Source organism: Hymenobacter sedentarius (genome assembly GCF_001507645.1).
Classification (GTDB): domain Bacteria; phylum Bacteroidota; class Bacteroidia; order Cytophagales; family Hymenobacteraceae; genus Hymenobacter; species Hymenobacter sedentarius.
This window is the reverse complement of the sequence record NZ_CP013909.1, coordinates 3,003,635-3,028,901: the sequence shown is the minus strand read 5'-3', so window position 1 is coordinate 3,028,901 and position 25,267 is coordinate 3,003,635. Positions and strand designations below refer to the sequence as shown.

Annotated in this window: 14 protein-coding genes; 9 read left to right on the top strand and 5 right to left on the bottom strand. The window is 62.3% G+C overall.

The features are described 5' to 3' along the window. Positions 1-126: 126 nt before the first annotated feature. The 5 genes from AUC43_RS12420 to AUC43_RS12405 form a co-directional block, all read right to left on the bottom strand. Entirely contained in the window at positions 127-1,479 is a 1,353-nt protein-coding gene (locus AUC43_RS12420; RefSeq protein ID WP_068193941.1) for an aminotransferase class III-fold pyridoxal phosphate-dependent enzyme, read from the bottom strand. 304 nt (positions 1,480-1,783) lie between these two features. Next, complete coding sequence (locus tag AUC43_RS20105; RefSeq protein WP_071885902.1) at positions 1,784-2,080, bottom strand: GIY-YIG nuclease family protein; 297 nt, start codon at positions 2,078-2,080, stop codon at positions 1,784-1,786. Positions 2,081-2,199: 119 nt separating this feature from the next. Then, on the bottom strand, positions 2,200-3,672 hold the full coding sequence (locus tag AUC43_RS12415; RefSeq protein ID WP_099092897.1) for a CoA-acylating methylmalonate-semialdehyde dehydrogenase: 1,473 nt from the start codon (positions 3,670-3,672) through the stop codon (positions 2,200-2,202). 184 nt (positions 3,673-3,856) lie between these two features. Continuing rightward, positions 3,857-5,833: a WG repeat-containing protein gene (locus AUC43_RS12410; RefSeq protein ID WP_082685071.1), complete on the bottom strand. Its 1,977-nt coding sequence runs from the start codon at positions 5,831-5,833 to the stop codon at positions 3,857-3,859. A gap of 111 nt (positions 5,834-5,944) precedes the next feature. Further along, the gene (locus AUC43_RS12405) at positions 5,945-6,466 is read right to left on the bottom strand and encodes a DUF6799 domain-containing protein (protein WP_157781056.1); all 522 of its coding nucleotides are present in this window, start codon (positions 6,464-6,466) and stop codon (positions 5,945-5,947) included. A gap of 505 nt (positions 6,467-6,971) precedes the next feature. Between AUC43_RS12405 and AUC43_RS12400 the strand changes: the two genes are divergently transcribed. From AUC43_RS12400 to AUC43_RS12360, 9 genes are all read left to right on the top strand, one after another. Continuing rightward, positions 6,972-9,680 carry a M14 family metallopeptidase gene (locus AUC43_RS12400; protein ID WP_068193934.1) on the top strand — a complete coding sequence of 903 codons (2,709 nt, stop codon included), beginning with the start codon at positions 6,972-6,974 and terminating at the stop codon, positions 9,678-9,680. A 190-nt stretch (positions 9,681-9,870) separates the two neighbouring features. Further along, positions 9,871-11,208, top strand: a complete 1,338-nt coding sequence (locus AUC43_RS12395; RefSeq protein WP_199243441.1) for a TolC family protein — start codon at positions 9,871-9,873, stop codon at positions 11,206-11,208. A 111-nt stretch (positions 11,209-11,319) separates the two neighbouring features. Further along, positions 11,320-12,258 (top strand): efflux RND transporter periplasmic adaptor subunit, encoded by a 939-nt coding sequence (locus AUC43_RS12390; protein WP_068193928.1) that lies wholly within the window; start codon positions 11,320-11,322, stop codon positions 12,256-12,258. Positions 12,259-12,492: 234 nt separating this feature from the next. Next, positions 12,493-15,621, top strand: coding sequence for an efflux RND transporter permease subunit (locus tag AUC43_RS12385; RefSeq protein WP_068193924.1), 3,129 nt, complete (start codon positions 12,493-12,495; stop codon positions 15,619-15,621). A 181-nt stretch (positions 15,622-15,802) separates the two neighbouring features. Beyond that, positions 15,803-19,135: an efflux RND transporter permease subunit gene (locus AUC43_RS12380; protein ID WP_068193921.1), complete on the top strand. Its 3,333-nt coding sequence runs from the start codon at positions 15,803-15,805 to the stop codon at positions 19,133-19,135. A 250-nt stretch (positions 19,136-19,385) separates the two neighbouring features. Further along, positions 19,386-20,582 carry an efflux RND transporter periplasmic adaptor subunit gene (locus AUC43_RS12375; protein WP_068193918.1) on the top strand — a complete coding sequence of 399 codons (1,197 nt, stop codon included), beginning with the start codon at positions 19,386-19,388 and terminating at the stop codon, positions 20,580-20,582. Between the two features lie 93 nt (positions 20,583-20,675). Continuing rightward, complete coding sequence (locus AUC43_RS12370) at positions 20,676-22,244, top strand: efflux transporter outer membrane subunit (RefSeq protein ID WP_068193914.1); 1,569 nt, start codon at positions 20,676-20,678, stop codon at positions 22,242-22,244. Positions 22,245-22,455: 211 nt separating this feature from the next. Further along, positions 22,456-23,262: a phosphatase PAP2 family protein gene (locus AUC43_RS12365; RefSeq protein ID WP_082685068.1), complete on the top strand. Its 807-nt coding sequence runs from the start codon at positions 22,456-22,458 to the stop codon at positions 23,260-23,262. 303 nt (positions 23,263-23,565) lie between these two features. Next, positions 23,566-25,215 carry a TldD/PmbA family protein gene (locus tag AUC43_RS12360; protein ID WP_068193907.1) on the top strand — a complete coding sequence of 550 codons (1,650 nt, stop codon included), beginning with the start codon at positions 23,566-23,568 and terminating at the stop codon, positions 25,213-25,215. Positions 25,216-25,267 lie beyond the last annotated feature (52 nt).

Sequence of the window (25,267 nt, the reverse complement as noted above, 5' to 3'; positions counted from 1 at the left end):
TCTCCCGCGGAGAGGGGAGCCACGGCGGTGTAGAAGTATGATTCTTGATTCGCTGTATTCGTGAAAAGTCGGCTGGCTCCCCTCTCCGCGGGAGAGGGGTCGTACCCGGTAGGGCCGGGGGTGAGGTTAGTACACGTACTTATCGGCAATGCTGATGGCCTCGGAAATAATGGCCAGGCCCTCGTTGATTTCCTCTTTGTTAATCGTCAGCGGCGGGCAGATGAAAATGTAATTCCAGCGCACGAAGGTGTACATGCCCAGCTCGCGGATTTTTGCTGCTACTTGGTTCATGATGGCCATCTGGTCGTTGGTCGCATTCCAGGGGGCCATGGGCTCTTTGGTGTCGCGGTTTTTCACCAGCTCAATACAGCCGAAGAGGCCGGTGTTGCGCCAGTCGCCGATGCTGGGGTGGTGGCGCATGAGTTGAGCTACTTGCTCGTCCATGTACTTGCCCATTTCCACCGTGTTTTCCAGTAGGTTATCCGACTCGTAAATATCGAGCACGGCCACGGCGGCAGCGCACGAAACCGGGTGAGCCGAATAGGTCAGGCCCAGGGGCAGCGGCTTTTCGTCGAAGGTCTTGGCAATTTTCTCGTCTACCATCACGGCGCCCAGGGGCAGGTAGCCGGCGGTGATGCCTTTGGCCATGCACATCAGGTCGACTTTCACGCCGTGGTGGTCGGAGCCGAACCACTTGCCGGTGCGGCCAAAGCCCGACATCACCTCATCGGCAATGAGCAGGATGCCGTGTTTGTCGCAGATTTCGCGCACGCGCTTCCAGTAGCCGGGTGGATACTTAATGCAGCCCGACGTACCCGACTCTCCTTCCAGAATAATGGCGGCCACACTGCCCGGGTTCTCGTAGCCGATGATCCGCTCCATGGCGTCGGCGGCGCGCTGGGCGCACTCTTCGGGCGTAGCGCTATACCAGGGGCAGCGATAGAAAAACGGGTTTTCGACGTGTACCGTGCCGGGCATGGCCTGGCTGTCGACGGCAAATTTGCGCGGGTCGCCGCCCACGCTGATGGCGCCGTAGCTGGCCCCGTGGAACGACTGGTACAGCGACACAATCTTGTGGCGGCCGGTGTACACCCGGGCCAGTTTGATGGCGTTTTCGATGGCCTCGGCGCCGCCCAGCGTGAAGAAGGCTTTGGTGAGGTTGGGCGCGGTGATTTCGGCCAGCCGCTTGCCGAGGTCGCCGCGCGCTTTGGTTATCATGCCCGGGTACACGTAGCTCAACTCCCGCATTTGGGCGGCCACGGCTTCGGTCACGCGCTGGTCGCCGTGGCCGATGTTCACGTTCATCAGCTGCGACGAAAAGTCGAGGTAGCGTTTGCCGTCCCGGTCCCACACGTACACGCCCTCGGCGCGCTCGGCGTTGATGGGGTTCAGGCCCGTTTGCTTCGACCAGGAAAAGAGGGTGTGGTCGAGGTTGTCGTGCAGGATTTGGTCCTTGTCGGTATCGAGGGTCGGATGCATAACTATTGTATGGGAAGGAATGGAAGGAAACGGAAGCGAAGGACTTCCCCGTTCGGCGCAACAACTTACGAAACAGGGGGCAGCCTTCTATCTCTGCGGCCCCGAAGCCAGTAAGGTGTTTTGGTACTGTGCACCGTTCAGAAAAGCCCTCCGTTCCGCCACGGCGCGCGGCGGAAGCGCGCCGTGTTGAGTGGGAATTCTCGCCGGGTGTTTTTCAGGAATGAGTTTGAATATTGAGAAAACATCAGGGCGGTCATGCCGAGCGTAGCCGAGGCACCTCGCGTGCTGACGTAAAGTTGGGTAATCAGCCGGTCCAGGTTTGTAAATCTATTGGCTCCCAAGCTGGGTTAATTGTGGAAATAAGAAATTCCTTTTTCCCACGAGCCCAGTTCTTAATCTGTTTCTCTCTAGCAATAGCTTGCCGGGCATCAGGACTGACTTCAAAGTAGACAAGCAGGTTGCATTGATAGCGGCCAGTAAACTTCCCCGCCTCACCCAAACCCATGCTATGCTCGTGCAGGCGACGCTCCAGGTTGTTGGTAACTCCGGTGTATAGCACAGTTCGGGCTGGGTTGGTGAGAATGTAGACGTAAAAACCCAACTTAGAAAGTCATGCCGAGCGCAGCCGAGGCATCTCGTTCGCATCGTTGCTATCGTCATTGATTACTGCTGCACGCGAGATGCCTCGGCTGCGCTCTGCATGACCGTGTTTATTTCAAACTAGCTCATCCAGTTCACCCGCGACTCGGGGTTCCACTTGGTGGTGGTTTTCTTGAGCTGGGTCCAGAATTCGATGGAGCTTTTGCCGGTGATGTCGCAGGCGCCAAACTTGGAATCGTTCCAGCCGCCGAAGGAGAACGGCTCGCGGGGCACGGGCACGCCGATGTTCACGCCTATCATGCCGGCGTTGGCGTGGTCCATGACATAGCGGGCGCTGCTGCCGCTGGCCGTGAATACCGCGGCGGCGTTGCCGTAGGGGTTGGCGTTTTCGATTGCCAAGGCTTCGTCCAGGGTGCTGGTGCGCATGATGGCGAGCACCGGGCCGAATACTTCTTCCTGGGCGATGCGCATGTCGGGCGTCACGTAGTCAATCACGGTGGCGCCCACGTAGTAGCCGTCTTCGTGGCCGGGCACTACGGCGTTGCGGCCGTCGAGCAAGACCTTGGCCCCGGCCGCTTCGGCCTCGGTGATGTGCTGCTCGATGCGCTCCTTGGCCTCTTTGCTAATAACCGAGCCCAGGTTCTGGCCGGGCACAATCTTCTTGGCTTCTTCTACAATCTTGGCCACGATGCCATCGATAGCACCCACGCCTACCATGGTGGAGCCGGCCATGCAGCGCTGGCCCGCGCAGCCCGACATACTGGCGGCCACGTTCGAGGCCGTCATTTCGGGATGGGCGTCGGGTAATACCATCAGGTGGTTTTTGGCGCCGCCCAGCGCTACGCAACGCTTCAGATTGCTGGTGGCGCGGATGTACACCACCTTGGCAATCTTGGTAGAGCCCACGAAGGACACGGCCTGAATATCGGGGTGGTCGCAGATGGCTTCCACGATTTGCTTGTCGCCGTTCACGATGTTGAGGACGCCATCGGGCAAGCCGGCTTCCTTCAGCAGCTCGGCAATCTTAACGGCGCTCAGGGGCACTTGCTCCGAGGGCTTCAGCACCATGGTATTTCCCAGCACAATGGCATTTGGAATGGTCCAGTGGGGCACCATGTTGGGGAAGTTGAACGGCGCGATGCTGGCCACCACGCCCAGAGGCTTGCGCTCAACGCGGGCTTCTACGCCCTTGCTCACTTCCAGAAACTCGCCCTGGATAAGCTGCGGCATGGAGCAGGCAAACTCAGTCAGCTCAATGGCTTTTTCGACCTCGGCGCGGGCCTCGTCGTAGGTCTTGCCGTTCTCCTCGCGCACCAGGTCGGCCAGGGCTTTCATGTCGCGCTCGAGCAGCGTTTTGTAGCGGTAAAAGATTTGCACCCGCTCCTTAATCGGCGTGGCCGACCACGCGGGATAAGCCGCCTTAGCTGCTTGCACCGCAGCGTCGAGCGCTGCGGCCCCGCTTAGCGGAACGGTAGAAATCAAGGCCCCGGTGAGGGGGCTAAATACGTCCATGGTGGCCGTACCGGAATCGTTTGCGGGTTGTCCGCCAACATAATTCTGGATAGCGGGATACTTCAGAGTTTGAACTTCCATATTACTTAAATATTAAGCGGGGCGCAAGCTAAGGGTTTTGCGCGAATTGATGCAATTAGACCATATGTAAATTTATTCTTTTTCAGCAGGCAAGCTCAAAAAGCCCTGAGGCCGCCCGCCATTGCGTGGTGCAATGGCGGGCGGCCTCAGGGCTTTAATTTTTACAGGGCTGAGCTAAAAAGCGCTACTTGACTTCTTCCCCGCGCCGGTCTATTAGAAAGCTCCGGCCCTTCTGGGTGACGCGGGCTTGGCCATCGACAAAGTCGGCGGCCTGCTCGTAGCGCCCAAAGGGAGCCGTGCCTTCGCTGGGGTCGTCCAGGTAATCGGGGGTGATGAAGGTGTAGCCGTCGGGGAGTTTCACCCGCGCCAAGCCGTCGGCGAAGGAATGCGCCTCGAGGAAAATAACGGGCTTGGTGGGCTCGGTGGGGCCCGTGATGTAGTACCAGCCGCGATGGTCGAGCACGGCGGCACGGCCCCCGGCAAAGTCCCGGGCGTTGAAATAATAGTTGCCAAACTCCTCCCCGTCCTCATCGATAAAGGTGTAGGCATCGCCGACACGGGCCCGGGCATAGCCACCGGCGTAGGCATTAAGGGCATCGTAGGCCGGAGGCACCACTTCTTTGCCCGCTTCGTCCACAAACCCATAGGAATGGTCGCGGGCCACCACCGCCCGGCCCCCCTGAAACGGACTTGCCGACGTGAATTGGGCTGGAATCACGGGCTGGCCCTTGCCATCGGCAAAGCCCCACTTGCCATTTTCCTGGTAGGGCACCGGCGGGGTACTGCCCACGTGGCTCAGTCCCCACACCCCAACCCCGCCGATGGCGACCACCCCGGCCACCACCGTGAGCCGCGGCAGGCGCCGACGCCACACCCGCAGCTGCCGGAACCACGGGCTGGCGGTAGCCACAAGGGCGGGCCGCAATGCCGACAGATTAATACCGCGGGGTTTGGGCGGCACCATGGCTGCGGCCGCCGCTGGTGGGCCGGCAGCTGTAGGTGGCGGGGGGCTGGCCGGCTCCGCAGCCGGCTGCGCGCTCAGGCGCTCAATGAGCTGGCTGAGCTGCTGAATCTTGGCGTCGAGTTCCTGGTTGCGGGAGGCCGATTCGGCGCGCGAAGCCTGCATGGCCGCTTCCATGGCGGCTTTTTCGCGGTTCTCGGCGGCCAGGCGGGCTTCAAGTGCCTCCGCTTCGGGGGCCACGGCGGGAGCCTGGGCCAGTGCCGTTCGGAGCTGGGCAATGCTGCGCTCCCGCTCGGTTTCACGGGCTTCCATGGCTTGCAGCTGGGCAGCCACGTCGGCTTGCATTTGCAGGCGGATTTGCTCGAGGCGCTCCTTTTCCTCGCTGCGCGCCGCCAAGGCATCGGAGCTGTACCCATAGGGTACGTCGTCGGGGATGTCGTTGGCCCCAAGCCAGCCCCACAGTTCCCGGGCTTTCTGACTTAGAAAATTAGCTGGCTTGCTGCTATCCGTAAGCTGGGGTTCGGGCTGGCCGGCTGGCTCAATTTCTTCATCATGCGCCTCTTCTAGCTCCTTCTCTTGGCTAGCCGGGTGGGCAAAGGCGTTTTCGATTGGTGGGTGGGCTGGCGCCAGGGTGGCGGCCCACTCGGCCAGGTCTTCCTCGCTCAGGTCAATTTCGGGGCTGGCGAGCTGGCGCAGGCGGCGGGGCAGCTCGGCGGGGTTGGTCAGGAGCTGGAAGCCGTTGGCCGCGGCGCTGTTGAGCGACGGCTCCACATCGGGCCCAAAAGTGACCGGGCCGCCAAACACCACAATGCCGCTGATAAAGCGCAGGTTGGCCTGCTCGGGGCTCAGGCGCGAACTCAGCCATGTTTCCAGCGCCATGCGTTGCTGAATGAACTGCTCAAACGGGTTGTCAAACTCGCCACCACAAGCCAGCGGTGCGCCATCGAGCAGCCACGAGCCATACCCGAGCGCCGGAATGCTAAGCCGCCCGCCCCGGGGCACAAATACCAGCAGCGTAATGCCGTGGGGCCGCATCACCACCGCGTCGAGCGGGCCACTTTCGGCATTAGCCACGGCTAGGTTGCCCAACAACAGCGAATCGGGACCGGCGCTTTCTGCCTGCAGGGCTCCGGCCGCCGCATCGAAAAGGCGCTGGCGAGCAGGGTCAGAAAAAGGAGCAGAAAGGCAACGGTAAAGCATACATGATTAACTAAAGAAACCGGGCGCTAAGAGCTTGGGCTGGTTTCCGGACTTTGGGCGCCTCTGATGTGCCAGGGCGCCGGGGTTTGGTGGCAGATACGAACCGGGTTGCTAATCGTCCTCGCCTTTCCAGCGGCCGTGGCCTTTGCCCTTGCCTTTGCCGTGGTGCTTTTTCGCTTTCTTCACTTTGTATTTGCCCTTGCCTTCGTCCTCGTCGTTGTCCTCATCATCGGCCCTTTCGCCGAAAATTGCTTGCAGTACGGACCGGGTGGGTGGTTCTTCGGGGGTGGCCTGGGGTGCGGCCTCCCGCACAGGAGCCCCCAGCGCCAAGGTTCCGCTGGCCGTGGTGAGCACTTTTACGGGGCGGCCCCGCAGGTCGCAGCCCTGGCCGTCGCGCAGCTCGGTGCGCTGGCCGTCGGGGCTCACGATGAAGCCGTCTTTGGTAATCACAGCGCCGGTAGGCAGGTGGGCATCACGGGTCATGGGCCGGGGCTGGCCGTTTCGGACCACTTCCATCTGGCCGTTTCGGCGCAGGAAGCCGTCGTTGTTGCGGGACTGCTGAGCCCGGCCGGGCAGGCTTAGTGCCAGCATGAGGCAGGCCGCGCCCATCGCCCCAAGGGTGCGCATTGACATAGAATAAGAGTACTGAATAACGGGGCCGAACCGCGGAATAAGCCGGGCAGCAGGGAGTATACGACAATCCGGGTGCAAAGCTGCGTGGCGGGCTGTTTTGAGCGCATTAGGCATGTCACATTTCAATTACCTACGGCCCGCCATGGCACATAAAGCGTGGCAACTTTGCGTTTGTCAGCAAAGAACGGGCTTTATCTGCAAGCCATTCTGACCGGGGCATGCGCCCAGAATAAAGCTCTTCCTCATTTCTTCATAATTGTGCTGCTGCTTTGCAGCGCTTATTAGGATGAATTTTTGGGCTACAGACTTGTTTTAAAGGCTTTTTCCCGCCGACTGGGTCGCCACAGGGAAGCAGCTGCCCTTGCTTGAGCAGCCCTGCTACAGCTTCCCGCATATGCTTTTAAGCTAGTGTTGTGGTAAGTTGCGGGTGCCAATAAAAAGCAATCCATTAGTTGCTTCATCGAGGCCTGATTTTTCCTTCAACACTTCTCTTCCACCATTATATATGAGAAAATACTACGCTTTGCTGCTGGCGGCGCTGATAACGGTTGGGGCGCAGGCCCAAACCAAATCCAACCTCGCCTACTACCTGCCCCAGAACGTGACCTACAACCCGGCCATCCCAACGCCGGCCGCGGTGCTGGGCTACGAGGTGGGCGAATGGCACGCGAGCCACGACCAGCTGCTGATGTACATGCGGGCCGTGGACGCGGCCTCCGACCGGGTGACCATCACGGAATATGCCCGCACCCACGAAAACCGGCCCCTGCTCCTGCTCACCATTACCTCGCCGGAAAACCAGCGCAACATCGCCCAAATCAAAGCCGACCACCACAAGCTGACCGACCCCGCCGAGTCGGGCAAGCTGGACGTGAGCAAGATGCCGGCCGTGCTCTGGATGGGCTACAGCGTGCACGGCAACGAGCCCAGCGGCACCAACGCCTCGCTGCTGGCGGTGTATTACCTGGCCGCGGCGCAGGGCCCGGCCATCGACGAGGTGCTGCGCAACACCGTGGTGCTGGTCGACCCCAGCATCAACCCCGACGGCATGACGCGCTTCTCGAGCTGGGTGAATTCGCGCCGCAGCAAAAACCTGGTCACCGACCCGGCCAACGTGGAGCAGAACGAAGCCTGGCCCGGCGGCCGCTTCAACCACTACTGGTTTGATTTGAACCGCGACTGGCTGCCGCTGCAGCACCCGGAGTCGCGCGGCCGCCTCAAGCAATTCCACGAATGGAAGCCCAACCTACTCACCGACCACCATGAAATGGGCACCAATTCCACGTTCTTTTTCCAGCCCGGTGTGGTCTCGCGCAAGCACCCCCTCACGCCCGACCGCAACTTTGAGCTAACCCAGAAAATCGGCGCCTTCCACGCGAAGGCGTTGGACAAGATTGGCTCGCTCTATTTCACGGAGGAGAACTACGACGACTTCTACTACGGCAAGGGCTCGACGTACCCCGACGTGAACGGCGCGGTGGGCATCCTCTTTGAGCAGGCCAGCTCGCGCGGCCATGCCCAGGAAGGCGCCAATGGCGTCGTGCGTTTTCCCTTCACCATCCGCAACCAGGTCACTACTACCCTGTCGTCCATCGAAGCCATGCAGGCGCTGCGGGTCGACCTGCTGAACTACCAGCGCGACTTCTACCAAAAAGCCGCCAAGGAAGCCAGCGGCCAGGGCGTGCGCGCCTATGTGTTTGGCGCCGAGCAAGACCCGGCCCGCTCCTACGAGCTGGCCCGCATCATCCGCCAGCACCAGATTGCGGTGTACCGGCCCAAAAGTACCCTTCAGCTCAACGGCCGCACCTTCAACCCCGCCGATACGTACGTGGTGCCCACCGACCAGCCCCAGTTCCGGCTGATTCAGGCCATGTTTGAGGAGCGTAGCACGTTTAAAGACAGCATCTTCTACGACATCTCGGCCTGGACACTGCCCCGCGCCTTCGGCCTCGACATGGCCTCGGTGACCAAGCTCCCCAAAGGCGGCTTGCTCGGCCAGCGCCTCGACAGCGTAAGCTTTCCGGTGGGCAAAGTAACCGGGGACAAAACCGCTTATGCCTACGCCTTCAGCTGGCACGGCTATTACGCACCGCGGGCGCTCAACACGCTGCTGGCGCGCAAGCTGGTGGTGAAAGTGGCCACCGAGCCCTTCTCCATTGGCGAGCGGAAGATGGACTACGGCACCATCATGGTGCCGGTGGGCGTGCAAACCGTGCCCGCAGACACGGTATTTGCTCTTATGCAGCAAGTGGCCGCGGCCAATGGCCTTGAGGTAGTGGGCATTACCACCGGCCTTTCTGCCCAGGGCCTGAAGCTAGGCAGCGTGAACTTTGTGACCCTGAAAAAGCCCGAAATCATGCTGCTGGCCGGGCCCGGCGTAAGCCCCACGGACGTAGGCGAGGCCTGGCACCTGCTCGACCAGCGTTTCGGCATGACGCCGAGCCTGGTGGCCCCCGAAAGCCTGGACCGGGTGAACCTGGACCGCTACACCGTCATCGTGGCCTCGGATGGTACGTACAATGGCATCCCCGTGGCGGCGCGCGAAAAGCTGCGGGCCTGGGTGCAGCGCGGCAACACGCTGCTGGCCATGGGCAAGGGAGCCAAATGGCTGGCAAATAACGGCCTGTCGGCGACCAAGTTCAAGGCCAGTGGCCCCACGCCCACAGCCCCGGAAACGGCGTCTGGCCCGGCCGCGCCCAGCCCAACTGCGCCGGCCACTCCCGCTCTGGCTACCGCGCCCGGCGCCAGAGACCGGGCCGGCGCGGTGCCGCCCGCCGCCCCGCGCACCGGCGCCCTGCCGCAGCGCCCCTACGTGGGCATGCGCAACACCGCCAGCGCCCAGGAAATCACCGGCGCTATTTTCCACGCCCGCCTCGACCTGACGCACCCGCTGGGCTACGGCTACGACAGCCCCGATGTGTACCTCTTTCGCGACCACACGGTGTTTATGGAGCGCTCGGCCAGCCCGTATGCCAACCCGCTCATGTACACGGCCAAGCCCCTGGCCAGCGGGTTTATCTCCAAGCCCAACGAGCTAAAACTGCGCAGCACAGCCGCCGCCGACGTGGCCGACGTGGGCGCCGGCCGCATCATTTCGCTGGTCGACAACCCGAACTTCCGGGCGTTTTGGTACGGAACGAACAAGCTCTTTTTGAACAGCGTGTTTTTTGGGCAAATCATACGGGCAAACGCGGCTCCAGCGACTGAAGAATAGGCCAGCGACGTAGAATAAGTGGGTGCCCGGCACGGAAAGTGCGGCTGATAATTCAGCTCCTGTAGTGGCTTTCGGCTGTGAAGGCCGGGGTTTGCGTATGCGGCAGCAAACGTTTACCTATTCCGGCTTTCTTCATCTTTCGAATTACAGTTTTGCGCTAATGCCGGTTGTGTATTTCTGTATTTGGTTCTTGAGTAGAGGAGAGCGCTGGGCGCAACGCGGACTGGCGCTCGGCAGCCTGTGGCTGCTGGCGGGTGGGGCAGGTGCCCAGGTACCAGGACGCGCCACCCTGACCCCGCAGCCCGCTGTGGCGCCCGCCCCGGCCAGCCCGCGCCGGCTCGATGACTTCCTAGGTATAGCCCGCCAAAACAGCCCCCTGCTGCGCGCTACCGCCAACCAGGTGCGCCAGAACAGCCTCGATAGCCTGGTGCGGGCTCGGCAAAATGGCGTGCAGATTGGTGGCATTGGCTCGGCGCTGTACTATCCGTCGGTCACGAACAGCAAAGGCGAAAGCGTGCTGGGCTACGACAACGCCGTGACCAACGGCGGCAACTACGCGGCCCTGGCCCAGGCCACCAAGCCCATCCTGAACCGGTTTCAGCTCCAAAACGACTACCGCATCCTGGCCAGCCAGGGCCAGGTGCTGCGCAACACCGGCCGCCTCACGGCCCTGGACCTGCGCCGCAGCATTACCGACCAGTTTCTGACGGCCTACGCCGCCGAAAGGCAGCTCACCTTCAGCCGCTCGCTGCTGGGCCAGCTGCGCCAGCAGGATGCCCAGCTGCGCAAGCTGGTCGACGCCGGCATTTTCAAGCAAACCCAATACCTGACCTTTTACCTCTCGGTGCGCACCCAGGAAGTGACCGTGGAGCAGGACCGGCTGGCCTACCGCCGCGAGCTGGGCACGCTGCGCTTTCTGGCGGGCGTGGCCGACACGGCCCTGGTGGCGCTGGAGACTCCTTCCCCACCCTCGCACCGCCCCCTGGCCGGCCTCACGGCGCCGAGCCAGCGCCAGTATACGCTCGACAGCCTGCGCCTGCTGCTCGACCGCCAAGCCGTGGACGCCGCCTACCGGCCCAAGGTGAATGCCGTGCTCGACGCGGGCTTGCAATCCTCGTCGTACCTGCCCATGGCCTTGGCGCACAGCGTGGGCTTTGGGGGCGGGCTGCAGCTGGCGGTGCCGATATACGACGGCCACCAGCGCCAACTCCAATACCAGCGCCTGGAGCTGAGCGAGCAGTCGCGGCGCGGCTACCGGCAGTTTCTCACGGTGCAGCGGCGGCAGCAATACGACCAGCTCGAAGGCCTGATTCGGGATTCGGATGCGCTGCTGGCGCGCATTCGGGAGCAGGTGCGCGTGGCCGAGGCGCTGGTGGGGGCCGCCCGCCAGCAGCTGGCCACCGGCGATGTGGCCATTCTCGATTACCTCAACCTGGTGACCAGCTACCGCACCCTGCAGTTCAGCCTCACCCAGGCCGAAATTGACCGACTGCGCAGCCGTTTTGCGTTAGACTATCTGGCTGAGTAAGACCGATGCACCGTGAACCTTAAGTTGAGCTAACTATTCACCAGCTGCCATCGTTAGGCTCCTCCTATTTAGCTCAACTGAAAGGTCACCAACCCCATACTTTTTAATTTTATGAATTTTCACCGGCTGCCTTTATTTCTCCTCCTGCCCGCCCTGGTGGCTTGTGGAGCCCAAGACCCGGCAGCGGGCGAGGATGCTAATGGCGAGGAAGAAGCGGTAAAACCCCGCGCCCTGGTGACGGTGGGCACGGTGCAAACCGATACGCTCACGGACGTGCTGCGCCTCAACGCGGTGTCGGCGTTTCCGGCCAAGGATGCGCTGCGGGCCACCACCACCGGCTACGTGCTGCCCCCGGCGCCGGTGGTGGGCCAGCAGGTGCGCGCCGGCCAAACGGTGTTCACCATCCAAACCAAGGAGTCGAAAGTGCTGCACCTGGACAAGCTCACCGGTGACCCGCGGCTCAAGTTCAGTGGCATCATTCAGATAAAAACGGCCCGCAACGGCGTGCTGGCTTCCGTAGACAAGCTGCCGGGTGACTATGTGCAGGACGGCGAGCAGCTGGGCGTGACCTACGACAAAAGCCGCTTCGGCTTCATCCTCGACGTGCCCGTGACGCAGCTGCGCTTTGTGCACCCCGGCCAGGCCTGCCGCATCCTGCTGCCCGATGGCCGGGCGCTGCCCGGCCGCGTGGCTGAAGTGCTGCCCACCGCCGACGTAAGCACCCAAACCCAGCGCTACACCGTGCGGCCCATCGGCCCCATCCCGGAGCTCCCCGAAAACCTGGCCGTGCAAATTGAGCTAAACCGCACCGAACCACGCCGGGCCAGCACGCTGCCGCGCACCGCCGTGCTCACCGACGAAACCCAAACCCAGTTTTGGGTGATGCGCTTGCTCAACGACACCACCGCCGTGAAAGTCCCCGTGACTGTTGGCACGCAGGACAAGGACAATATTGAAATCAAAGCCCCCAGCTTTTCGGCAAAAGACAAGATTTTGCTGAGCGGAAATTTTGGGCTAGGCGATACTGCAGCGGTAAAGGTGACACGGTGAATAATTGTGATGTTATAACGGAATGCCGAGCGAAACTGAAGAAGCTCGCGCCTCCTGTCATGCAGAGCGCAGCGAACCGGAGGTCGGCGTAGCCAAGCATCTTATCAGGTCAGAACCAATCGTTAGAGCGTGAGAAGATGCTTGGCTACGCCGACCTCCGGTTCGCTGCGCTCTGCATGACAGACGGCGCGAGCTAGATTCTCCGCATGCCGCACTACTAAAGCAATACCCTTTATGCCCCGCACCTCCCCTTTTCAAGCTTACAAAGCGCCGATAACGGTGCTGCTGGTGCTGGCCCTGGCCTTGGGAACGGTGGCGTACCGCCGCATCAACGTGGCTTTGTTTCCGGAAGTCACGTTTCCGAAGGTGAAGGTCATTGCCGAAAACGGGCTGCAACCCGTCGACCGCATGATGGTGACCGTGACCAAGCCCATGGAAGACGCCATGAAGCGGGTGCCGGGCCTGAAGCTGCTGCGCTCGACCACCAGTCGGGGCAGCTGCGAAATCTCGGCCTACCTTGACTGGAGCGCCAATGTGGCCACCAGCCAAACGCTGATTGAATCGCGCCTGAACCAGATTCGGGCCGACCTGCCGCCCACGGTGCAAATCACCGTCGAGCGCATGAACCCGGCCATTCTGCCGGTGATGGGTTACACCCTGGAAGCCCCGGGCAAGTCGGCGCTGGAGCTGCGCAAGCTCGCGCTGTACACCATCAAGCCGTTTTTGTCGCAGGTCGATGGGGTGTCGTCGGTGCAGATTCAGGGTGGGCGCACCAAAGAATACCAGGTGCAGCTGCTGCCCGACCAGATGGCGGCCCTCGGCCTGGGCCCCGACGAAATTACGAAGGCCCTCACCGCCACCAATTTCGTGCAGAGCAACGGCTACCTCAGCGACTACCGCCGCCTGTACCTGACCGTGACGGATGCCACCATCCTGCAGAAAGAAGACCTGGAAAACATTGTGCTGCGCAACGACGGCCGCCGCATCGTGCGCCTCACCGACGTGGCCACCGTGAACCTGGGCGAGCAGCAGGAGTACATCCGCATCAACGCCAACGGATCCGACGCGGTACTGATTTCCATCCTGCGCCAGCCCGATGCCAACGTGGTGCTGGTGTCGGATGGGGTGAGGGCCAAGGTAGCGGCCCTGCGGGCGGGCCTGCCGAGCGGCGTTAAGCTGGCCCCTTACTACGACCAGGCCGATTTTGTGGCCGAGGTGGTGCGCTCCGTGCAGGATGCGCTGTGGATTGGCCTGGCCCTGGCCCTGGTGGTCACGGCGCTGTTTCTGCGCTCGGTGAAGGCCACGCTCACCATTCTGGGCGCCATTCCGGTGGCGCTGGCCCTCACGGTGGCCGTGCTGTATTTCGTGCTGGGCTATTCGTTCAACATCATGACGCTGGGCGCCATCGCCGCCGCCATCGGCCTGATGATTGACGACGCCGTGGTGATGGTGGAGCAGCTCCACCGGGTGCGCGAAGACCATCCGTATGAGTCGGCGGGCGAAGTGGTGCGCCGCTCGGTGGGGCACCTGCTGCCCGCGCTAATTGGGTCGAGTTTGAGCACCATTGTGATTTTCCTGCCCTTTGCGCTGCTGGGCGGGGTGGCCGGGGCCTATTTCAAGGTGCTGGCCACTACCATGGTGGTGGCACTGTTATGCTCGTTTTTTGTAGCCTGGCTGGGGCTGCCGGTCATCTATCTGCTGCTCAGCCGGAAAATGAAAGGCGAAAAGGCCGAGGCGCCGGATGATATCGACGCCGATGATGCCTTTAACCAAGTGAGCGGCGAGGGTGGCGCGGCCCTTTCGCCCAAAACCGACTCCAACCACCACGAAATTCCGTGGGTGCGGGCCGTCATCCGGCACCCGGCCTACAGCATCATCGGCATCGTTGTGCTCATCGGCTCGATGGTGCTCATCATCCCGCGGCTGGCCACCGGTTTCCTGCCCGAGATGGACGAGGGCGCCATCGTGCTTGACTACCACTCGCCCCCCGGCACCGGCCTGGAAGAAACCGACCGCATGCTGCGCCAGGCCGAAAAGCTCATCGTGAAGGTGCCGGAAGTGGCCAGCTACTCCCGCCGCACGGGCACGCAGATGGGCTTTTTCATCACCGAGCCCAACAGCGGCGACTACCTCATCCGCCTCAAAGCGGACCGCAAGCGCACCACCGAGGAGGTCATTTCCGACATTCGCCAACGCGTCGAGGCCACCCAGCCGGCCCTTACCATTGACTTTGGCCAAGTGATTGGCGACATGCTCGGCGACCTTATGAGCACGGTGCAGCCCATCGAAATCAAGGTATTCGGGCCCGACGCCGCCAAGCGCTACGCCCTGTCCGACCAGGTGACGGCCGTGGTGGAAAAAGTAGCCGGCACGGCCGACGTCTTCAACGGCATCGTGCGCATGGGCCCGAGCGTGGACGTGCGCCCCGACCCGCGCCGCCTGGCTCAATTTGGCCTCACGGCCACCGATTTTCAGACCCAGCTCCAGACCCAGCTGGTGGGCACCACGGCCGGCAGCGTGCTCGAAGGCGAGCAGCTGCTTAACATCCGCCTGCGCTACCCCAACGCCGCGCAGGCCACACTGGAGCAGCTGCGGGCCGAGCCGGTGTTTCTGCCCAACGGCCAGCGCCGCCGCGTCGATGAGCTAGCCACCGTACGCGTGACGCCCAGCGAAGCCGAGCTGGAGCGCGAAAACCTGCAGGCCATGACGGCCGTGACGGCCCGTCTCGACAACCGCGACCTGGGCAGTGCCATGAGCGAAATTCGCCAGAAACTGGAAAAACAAGTGCCGCTGCCACCCGGCTACTTTATCCAGTACGGCGGCTCCTATGCCGAGCAGCAGCAGTCGTTTCAGGAGCTGCTCACCATTCTGGGTTCGGCCTGCCTGCTGGTGTTTGCGGTGGGGCTGTTCCTGTTTCGGGACCTGAAGGCGGCGGGGCTGATTTTGCTGGTGGCCATCCTGGGGCCCGCCGGGGGCAGCTTAGCCTTATTCCTCACCAATACCCCGCTGAACGTGGGCTCCTATACGGGCCTTATCATGGTGGTGGGCATCATTGGAGAGAATGCCATTTTCACCTTTCAGCAGTTCAACGAGGCCCGGGCGGAGGCGCCCGTGGAGCAGGCCATTGGCTATGCCATTGCGGCGCGCCTGCGGCCCAAGCTGATGACGGCCTTTTCGGCCATCGCGGCCTTACTGCCGCTGGCGCTGGGCATCGGGGCGGGCGCGCAGCTGCACCAGCCGCTGGCCATTGCCGTGATTGGTGGATTGCTGCTGGCCTTGCCGCTGTTGCTGGTGGTACTGCCCAGCTTGCTCCGCATGGCCTACCGCCAGAAGCAGCAGGTGCCGCTGGTTCCGGCCATTTAGAAAATACACCGGCACTATTTCACTGGCTCGTCGATAAAATCACCCCATATAGCTGATATTAGCAGCTGTTCCTTTGCCGAAGGGGTTAAATTTACCCCTACCTTGCCAACCTTTGCCACCCTAAATGGTTAAAGCCCCTTGCAATCGAGCCGACTTGGGAGAACTCATCAGATAACGTGGTATGTGGATAGTTAGGCTGGCACTGGCGCGCCCCTACACCTTCGTGGTGATGGCGCTGCTAATCCTCGTGGGCGGCGGGCTCACCATTCAGCGGATGGCGGTGGACATCTTCCCCGATATTCCTATTCCCGTGGTGGGCGTGGTGTGGGGCTACGCCGGCATCTCGCCCGAGGAGATGAACCAGCGCATCGTGATTCCCAACGAACGCGCCTTCACCACTACCGTCAACAACATCGAGCACATTGAAAGCCAAAGCCTTAAGGGCGTGGGCTTGATTAAGGTGTTTTTCCAGCCCGGCTCCAACCCCGATGCCGGCGTGGCCCAGCTCACGGCCATTACCCAAACGCTGCTGCGCATCCTGCCGCCGGGCATTTCGCCCCCGCTCATCATCCGTTATTCGGCTTCCAATGTGCCCATTGCGCAAACCTCGCTCAGCAGCGAGACCCTGGGCGAATCGGACCTTTTTGACGCCGCCAATGCCTTTATCCGGCCGGGGCTGGCCGTGGTGCAGGGAGCCTCGGTGCTGCTGCCCAACGGCGGCAAGCCCAAGCAAATCATGGTCGACCTCGACCCCGACAAGCTGGCGGGCAAAGGCCTGAGCGGCAACGACGTGGTGGCCACGCTCATCTCCCAGAACGTCATTATCCCAGCCGGCTCGGCCAAGCTCGGCGACCGGGAGTACGACGTGAAGCTCAACTCCAGCCCCGAGGCCATTGCCAGCCTCAACGACCTGCCCATCAAGACGGTAGACGGCACGCCCGTGTACATCCGCGACGTGGCCTTTGTGCACGAAGGCGCCGCCGTGCAAACCAACATCGTGCGGCAGAACGGCCGCCGCACCGCCATCATCCCCATCCTAAAAAGCGGATCGGCAAGCACGCTGGACATCATCGACAAAATCAAAAAGGCGCTGCCCAACATCCAGGCCAACGCCCCGCCCGGCCTGAACATCAAGCTGCTGTTTGACCAGTCGTTTTTCGTGCGCGCCAGCATCAAGGGGGTCATTGTGGAGGCCTGCATTGCCGCTGCCCTCACGGCCCTGATGATACTGCTGTTTCTGGGCTCGTGGCGTTCCACGCTCATCATTGCCACCAGCATTCCGCTGTCTATTCTGGTCAGCATCATCGTGATGAACATGCTGGGCCAGACCCTGAACATTATGACCCTGGGCGGCTTGAGTTTGGCGGTGGGCATTCTGGTGGATGATGCCACGGTGGAGATTGAGAACATCCACCGCAACATGGGCATGAAAAAGCTGCTGAAACGCTCCATTCTCGATGGGGCTCAGCAGATTGCGACGCCCGCGCTGGTGGCAACGCTCTCCATTTGCATCGTGTTTGTGCCGGTGTTTTTCCTGGGCGGGGTGGCCTCGGCCATTTTCGCGCCGCTGGCCACGGCCGTGATTTTTGCCATGCTGGCGTCCTACGTCCTGAGCCGGACGCTGGTGCCCACGCTGGTGATGTACCTGCTGCGCAAGGAGCTGCCCATCTACCACGCCCTGCCCGAGCCCGACCTGCCCAGCCTGCACCAGCGCAACGGCCGGCCTGTGAGCAAAATAGAGCGCGACCTGGAGCTGATTCGGCACGAGCAGTTCGAGAAAGCCCACCCTAGCGCCACGCCCGAGGAAGAAGCCGAAGAAGCCATTACCAACGAGGAGCGCGCGGCCGGGCTGGCCATCACCAAAACCTGGGTTTGGAAGCTACACGAAGCCTTCGACCACCGGTTTGAGAAGTTTCGGGCCGGCTACGGCCGCGCGCTGGACTGGGCTCTGAGCAACCGGCCCAAGGTCATTGTGGCCTTTGTGGTGCTGTTTGTGGGGTCGCTGGGGCTGTTTCCGCTCATTGGCCAGAACTTCTTCCCGACGGTGGATGCCGGCCAGCTGCGCCTGCACGTGCGGGTGCCCACCGGCACGCGGGTGGAAGAAACGGAGGCCCGCTTCCGCCAGGTAGAAAGCGTGATTCGCAGCGTGATTCCGGCCAAGGAGCTGGACTTGGTGCTCGATAACATTGGCCTGCCCGTCATCCCCATCAACCTGCTGCTGAGCGACAACCCCACCATCGGAGCCGGCGATGGCGAAATCCTGGTGAGCATGAAGGAAGACCACGGCCCCACGGCCGACTACATCAACGAAATCCGCCGCCGCCTGCACCAGGAGCAGCCCGACCTCACCATATTCTTCCAGCCGGCCGACATCGTAAACCAGACGCTGAACTTCGGCCTACCCGCCCCAATTGACATTCAGGTAATCGGCCGCGACAAAGCTGCCAACCAGCGCATTGCCGGCGAGCTGCGCACCAAAATCAACAAGGTACCCGGCGTGGTCGATGCCTTTATCTACCAGGCCTTTGACCAGCCCCAGCTGCGGGTCGACATCGACCGCGTGCGAGCCCAGCAAGCGGGCATTTCGCAGCGCGACATTGCCAACAACGTGCTGGTGAGCCTCTCCTCCAGCACCCAAACCAACCCCAACCAGTGGCTCAACCCCACCACCGGCGTCAACTACACGGTGGCCGTGCAAACGCCGCCGCGGGCCCTTTCCACACTTGATGAGATTGGCAGCATCGGCATCACCAGCGCCACCCAAAACCGAGCCCAACTGCTCAACAACTTCGCCACGGTGCGCCGCTCGCTCACCACGGCCGTGGCCTCGGACTACAACATCCAGCGCACCGTGGACCTCTACGCCAGCGTGAGCGGCCGCGACCTGGGGGGTGTGGCTAAAGACGTGCGCAAAATCCTGGCCGATACAGAAAAGCAGCTGCCCAAAGGCACCACGCTGGCCCTGCGCGGCCAGGCCGATTCTATGCGCACCTCGTTTGCGGGGCTGGGCCTGGAGCTGGCCGGCGCCATCATCCTGGTCTACCTGCTGATGGTGGTCAACTTCCAGAGCTGGCTCGACCCGCTCATCATCATCACGGCCCTACCAGGCGCGCTTGCTGGCATCCTGTGGATGCTGTTTGTGACCCAAACCACCCTGAGCGTGCCCGCCCTGATGGGCGCCATCATGTGCATCGGCGTGGCCACGGCCAATAGTATTCTACTCGTCACTTTTGCCAACGAGCGCCGCGAAGAGCAACCCGACCTCTCCCCGCGCGATGCCGCCCTCGACGTGGGCTTCACCCGACTGCGCCCCGTGCTCATGACGGCTCTGGCCATGATTATCGGCCTGCTGCCCATGTCGTTGGGCATGGGCGAAGGCGGCGAGCAAAACGCGCCGCTGGGCCGCGCCGTGATTGGGGGCCTCATGCTGGCAACTGTTACCACGCTGTTCTTTGTGCCCATCATGTTTTCCTATTTGAAAAAGCAAGCGCCGGTGCAAAACGCGGCCGCTTAGGCTTATCAGTTTAATATGCGCGAGTTTAATAGGCACGTTATGCAGCGTATAGCAAAGCACCTCTATACCCATAACTCAACTAATCGCCAGTCATGCAGAGCGCAGCGAAGCATCTTATCGCCGCGGAATGGTTAGACGTGATAAGATGCTTCGCTGCGCTCTGCATGACAGATGGCGCGGATGAGATGCTCGCCATGACGGTCAATGCACCCAACATGACCGTTCTAGAATTTGATTGATTACCGTCTTGATGTCTGAACCTACTACTTCCAGCTCCAGCCGCTTCTGGCTTATCATTCTCATCGTACTGGCGGTGTTTGGAGGCTTGTTTTTGCTGGGCTATATGCCGCGCCACAACCGGGAAAAAGCCCGCGACAGCGAGGCGAGCCAAAATGCGGCCGCCGCTCCTACCGTGACGGTGGTAGCCGCCCAGGCCGCGCCCGACACCACCACCCTCACCCTGCCCGCCGACACCAGGTCGAACCGGGAAACCTTCGTGTTTGCCCGCGCCAATGGCTATATTAAGTCGTGGTCGGCCGATATTGGGCAGAAGGTGAAGGCCGGGCAGGTACTGGCCGAAGTCACTACCCCGGAGCTCGACCAGCAGATTGCTGAAGCCCGCGCCACCCTCGGCCTGGCCCGCACCAGCTACAACCGCCTGGCCGGAATTGGGCTGCCCGGCGCCATCTCCAAGCAGGAGCTGGACGCCGCCCAGGCCCAGTACGCCGCCCAACGGGCCGGCGTGCAACAGCTGCTGGCGCAGCAGGCGTTTCGGCGCGTCACGGCGCCGTTCAGCGGCATCGTGACACAGCGCAACGTGGAAGTGGGCAGCCTGGTAAACAGCAGCAACACGCCCGGCTCGCACCTCTACAAGCTGGAGCAAACCGATAAGCTGCGGGCCTACGTGCAAGTGCCGCAGAACTTTGCGCCCGCCATCAAGCCTGGGCTGACCGCCGATTTTCTGGTGCCGGAGTTTCCGGGCCGGGTCTTCGCCGGGCGGGTGGTGCGCGAAGCCGGCGCCCTCGATGCCAACACCCGCACGCTGCTCACCGAAGTGGAAGTGCCCAATGCCCGCGGCGAGCTGCGGCCGGGCAGCTACGCCCAGGTGCGGTTCCACTTGCCGCGCACCTCGCCCGGCGTGCTGATACCGGCCAATGCCCTGGTGCCCGGCGGCACCGACGTCCGCGTGGCCACCGTGCAGGACGGCAAGGTTCATTACCAGACCATTACCCCGGGCCGCGACTTTGGCTCCCAGCTGGAAGTAGCCCAGGGCCTGAAAGGCGGTGAGCTGCTGGTGCTCAACCCCGCCGAAAACCTGACCGAAGGCCAGGCCGTGCAAACCCGCGCCTACAAGCCCGCGCCCAAACCCGCCGGCCCCCCACCCGCCAAGCCCCGGCTCAATGACCCCGACGCCCCGCGCGTGTCGTCGCCGGCGCTGTTGAAATAAGAAAAGCTGACAGTGAGTGCCTGGAAAGCAGCGATGTTCTAAATGGTACCGCTGGCGCTGATTACAGACGACTCACTACTGAGTATCAACCCCATGACCTTCCGCGTTTCGTCTTTCTTGCTTGGGCTGCCGCTTTTGCTGAGTGCCTGCGCCACCGCGCCCCGGTACCAGCCGCCGGCGGTGAGCACGCCCACGGCCTGGCAAAATGCCGTGCCCGCCGATACGGCCGGCTCGCGCATCCCAAGCGCCGCCGAAACGCGGGCCAAAGCGCCGGTTGCCTCCCCAAGGTTTGGGGGGCAGGCGCCGCCAGTGCAAGCCGTAGCGCCCGCCCGGTCTGCCACCGATTCGTCGGGCACAAATGCGCCAGCCCAACCGCAGCAGCTACCCCAGGCGCCGCCCGAAACGGCCTGGTGGACGGTCTTCAACGACCCGGTTTTAGCTCAACTCGAAGAGCAGGCGCTGGCTCAGAACTTCACGGCTCGGGCGGCGCTGGCCCGCGTCGAGCAGGCCCGCGCTAGGTTGCAGGTGGCTGATTCTTACCGCACACCCGACGTCACGCTCAACCCTTCGGCCTACCGCACGCAGCTCTCGGGCCTGCGGCCGGTGCCCTTCGATGTGCCCGCCCGGGCCATCACCCAAACGCAGTACTTCGTCCCCGTCAACGTGAGCTACGAAGTGGACGTGTGGGGCCGCATCCGGCGCAACATTCAGGCGGCCCGCGCCGATGCCGCCGCTGCCGAGGCCGACGTGCAGGCCGTGCGCCTGTCGCTCACCGCCGACGCCGCCACCTACTACTTCAACCTGCGCGGCCTCGATGCCGAGCTGGCCGTGCTCGACAGCGCCCGGCTCGCCCGCGTGCAAAACGTGCAGCTCACCCACGCCCGGTACCAGGCCGGAGTAGACAATGAAATAGGCTACCGGCGTGCCCAAACCGAGCTGGCCACCCTGGAAGCCAGCCTGCTGGAGCTGGCCCGGCAGCGGGCGGGCGTAGCGGCCGCGCTGGCCACGGTGGTGGGCCAGCCCGCCAGCAGCTTTGCCCTGCCGTCCAAGGGTGGCACGGAGCTGCCCGCGGCCCCGGCCATCCCCCCGGCCCTGCCCGCTGCGCTTCTCGCCCGCCGCCCCGATTTGCGCCGCGCCGAGCGCCAGCTGGCCGCCGCCAATGCCCGCGCCGACGCCGCCCACCTGGCGCGCCGGCCCACCGTCCAGCTCAACGGCTTCATTGGGTCCCAAAGCGCTGCCCTGGCCAAGCTGCCCCAACTGGCCAATGGCTTTACTTACTACCTAGGCGGCGGCGTGGCCATTCCCATTTTCAACGGGGGCCGGCTGCGGGGCAACGAGCAGCTGGCCCAGGCCCAATACCAAGAGTTCGAAGCCCAGTACCGGGGCGCGGCCCTCACGGCGTTTCAGGATGTCGAAACCGCCCTGGCCAACCTGCGCCTGAGCACCGCCCAGCTGGCCGCCCAGCAACGCGCCCTGCGGGCCGCCCGCCTGGCCGGACGCCTCACCAACGTGCGCTACCGCAGCGGCCTCACCAACTACTTCGAAGTAGTAGACGCCGACCGCCAGACCCTGGAAGCCGCCCGCGCCCTGGCCCAAACCCAGGCCGCCCAGCTCCGCTACAATGTGCTGCTGGTGCGGGCCCTGGGCGGCAGCTGGCAATGATTTTGGCGGCAGCATTTCCGGAGTTCCTCAACTCACTGCTGCTACGCCAAGCCAGCAAATGCCTCCTGGAAGACGTGGGGCTTTTCTCATTTCATAAATTCAAGTCGCCTATTATCAAAAAATTAGGATTTTCAATAGCATCGGCCGACACGTTTATAGCTCGCTTCCGTACTAACGGGTTCAAAATAAACCCTGACCCCACTTTTCTTTCATGCGCTCATTTCTCGTTACCCGTTTCGCCGCCGCTATGCTGTTGTTCGGGGCGCTTCACCCGGCGCAGGCCCAGGTCAAGCCGACCCCTGCCGATACCACCAGAAAATACGCGAACCCCGGCGGGGTCCCTTCCCCGGTAAAAGCCGTCTGGTATAAGAGTAAGTTCGTCAGAGCCATGGCCATTCCGGCCGTGATGATAGGCTACGGCGCTATTACGGCCCAAGGGGATGCGGGCATCAATCACCGGGAAAGAACATTCGTGCAAAAGCAATTCCGGCCGGTCAGTACGGGCTTCGACAATTCGCTGATTATCGCGCCGTACTTCGAGCTGGCGGCGGTGGCGCTGGCGGGCGTGGAGTCGCACAACGACCGCATCAACATCTTGCTCATCATTGCCAAGGGCGAGGCAGTCATGCTGGCCTCCACTTTTGCAGTGAAGTACCTGAGCCGCGAGACGCGACCTAACGGCGACGACAACCTCTCCTTTCCCTCGGGCCACACGGCGCAGGCCTTTCTGGCGGCCAGCATCGTGCACACCGAATTTCGCGACAAAAGCCAGTGGTACGGCATTGGGGCCTACACCATTGCCACTAGCGTAGCCGCCCTGCGCATGATTAACGACAAGCACTGGCAGAGCGACGTGGTAGCGGGCGCCGGTTTTGGCATCATGTCGGCCCACCTGGCTTACCTCTCGCACCGCAACCGCTGGGGCCGCAAGGCCATCGGCCGCGACGTGGGCATGGCCCCCATGTACTTCGGCAACGGCACGCCGGGCCTCACCATCAGCTGGCACCCAACGCATTAATAAACGCCTGGCCACCCCTAGCGCCGTGGCCAGGCGTTTACCGCGCCGCCCAATTTAGCCCAATCACAAAAGCCCCGACTCGTGCTGAGTTGGGGCTTTTGCGTTGTAGCGCGGGCCCCTCTGGCTGAAGAAATTCGTGCGGTACCCAAGGCTTTTGGCCTGAGTGGGCTGGCCGGATTAACAAGTATTCAAATTAAATCCGAAGATTAACGCAACAGTCCGGGCAACTTCATGTCTTTTCAGTTAAGATTTGTGCTCATCTTTACGAATCTCCTTTTTCTATTTCCGAATCTTTACCCGCCTTTGAAACGTCGCGACTTTGTGGGACTCTCCGGCCTGGCGGCCGGCGCCCTGTTTCTGCCAAACTTTCCCAGTTTAGGAGGTACGCCGGTTGACCCGTCCCGCCTGCTGGAAGGCATCGACCCCGCCCTGAAAAAGCGCCTGGCCAATGCGGGCCTCAACGCCGCCAAAACGGCCGGGGCCAGCTACGCCGATGTGCGCATCGGCCGCTATCTCAACCAAAGCATTTTCACCCGCGAAAAGCAGGTGCAGAACATCGCCAGCGGCGAGAGCTTTGGCGCCGGGGTGCGCGTGCTGGCCAATGGCACCTGGGGCTTTGCGGCCACCAATAACGTCACGGAAGCCGGCATTGCCAAAGCCGCCCAGTTGGCCGTGGCCATCGCCAAAGCCAATGCCAAAGTACAGAAAGAGAAGGTGGTGCTGGCCCCGGAAAAAGGCCACGGCGACGTGACCTGGAAAACGCCCATCCAGCAAAACGCCTTCGAAGTACCGGTGGCTCAGAAGGCCGAATTGCTGCTGGCCGCCAACGCCAAGGCCCTGGAAAACGGCGCCAGCTTCGTCAATTCCTCGCTGTTTCAAATCAACGAGCAGAAGTACTTCGCCAGCACCGACGGCTCCTACATCGACCAGGACGTGCACCGCATCTGGCCCACGTTTAGCGTGACGGCCATCGACCGTGCCTCGGGCAAGTTCCGGAGCCGCGACGCGCTGAGCGCCCCCATGGGCCTGGGCTACGAGTACCTCACCCCCAAGGCCGCCGACAAAATTCCGGGTGCCGCCGGCACCGGCCTCATCGGCTACCGCAACAGCTACGACATGCTGGAAGATGCCGCCCTGGCCGCCAAGCAGGTGAAGGAAAAGCTGACCGCCAAGTCGGTAACTGCTGGTAAATACGACCTGGTGCTCGACCCTAATCACCTGGGCCTGACCATTCACGAGTCGGTGGGCCACCCGCTCGAACTCGACCGCGTGTTGGGCTACGAAGCCAACTACGCCGGCACTAGCTTCGCCACCTTGGAGTGGAAGGCCAAGAAGATTCCTTATGGCTCGAAACTGGTGAATATTGTGGCCGACAAGCTGCAGCCCGGCTCGCTCGGGGCGGTGGGTTACGATGATGAAGGCGTGAAAACCAAACGCTGGGACCTCATCAAAGAAGGCATGCTTGTGGACTATGAAAAGATTCGGGACCAGGCGCACATTGTCGGTCAAAACGAATCCGACGGCTGCTGCTACGCCGACTCCTGGGACTCGGTACAATTCCAGCGCATGCCCAACGTGAGCCTGCAGCCCGGCACCGCCAAAATGAGCGTCGACGACATGATAAAGAACGTGGACAAAGGCATTTACATTGCCGGCCGCGGCTCCTATTCCATCGACCAGCAGCGCTACAACTTCCAGTTCGGTGGGCAGGTGTTCTACGCCATTGAAAAGGGCCAGATTGCGGGCATGATTGAGGACGTTGCCTACCAGGCAAACACCCAGGAATTCTGGAACAGCTGCGCGGCTATTTGCGACCAGTCTGACTACCGCTTGTTCGGTTCGTTCTTCGATGGCAAGGGCCAGCCTTCGCAGGTGTCGGCGGTGAGCCACGGCTCGGCGACCACGCGCTTCAACGGCGTCAACGTCATCAACACCGCCCGCAAAATCGGCTAACCGTCGAACAACCACTCCCCTCCTTACCAAGGAGGGGATGTTCGAGCCAACG

Excerpts from the sequence above, each read along its gene's own strand:
- AUC43_RS12385 (WP_068193924.1), top strand. The coding sequence starts at position 12,493 with ATGCCCCGCACCTCCCCTTTTCAAGCTTACAAAGCGCCGATAACGGTG.
- AUC43_RS12410 (WP_082685071.1), bottom strand. The coding sequence starts at position 5,833 with ATGCTTTACCGTTGCCTTTCTGCTCCTTTTTCTGACCCTGCTCGCCAG.
- AUC43_RS12390 (WP_068193928.1), top strand. The coding sequence starts at position 11,320 with ATGAATTTTCACCGGCTGCCTTTATTTCTCCTCCTGCCCGCCCTGGTG.
- AUC43_RS12405 (WP_157781056.1), bottom strand. The coding sequence starts at position 6,466 with ATGTCAATGCGCACCCTTGGGGCGATGGGCGCGGCCTGCCTCATGCTG.
- AUC43_RS12380 (WP_068193921.1), top strand. The coding sequence starts at position 15,803 with ATGTGGATAGTTAGGCTGGCACTGGCGCGCCCCTACACCTTCGTGGTG.
- AUC43_RS12415 (WP_099092897.1), bottom strand. The coding sequence starts at position 3,672 with ATGGAAGTTCAAACTCTGAAGTATCCCGCTATCCAGAATTATGTTGGC.
- AUC43_RS12370 (WP_068193914.1), top strand. The coding sequence starts at position 20,676 with ATGACCTTCCGCGTTTCGTCTTTCTTGCTTGGGCTGCCGCTTTTGCTG.
- AUC43_RS12420 (WP_068193941.1), bottom strand. The coding sequence starts at position 1,479 with ATGCATCCGACCCTCGATACCGACAAGGACCAAATCCTGCACGACAAC.
- AUC43_RS12400 (WP_068193934.1), top strand. The coding sequence starts at position 6,972 with ATGAGAAAATACTACGCTTTGCTGCTGGCGGCGCTGATAACGGTTGGG.
- AUC43_RS12375 (WP_068193918.1), top strand. The coding sequence starts at position 19,386 with ATGTCTGAACCTACTACTTCCAGCTCCAGCCGCTTCTGGCTTATCATT.
- AUC43_RS12365 (WP_082685068.1), top strand. The coding sequence starts at position 22,456 with ATGCGCTCATTTCTCGTTACCCGTTTCGCCGCCGCTATGCTGTTGTTC.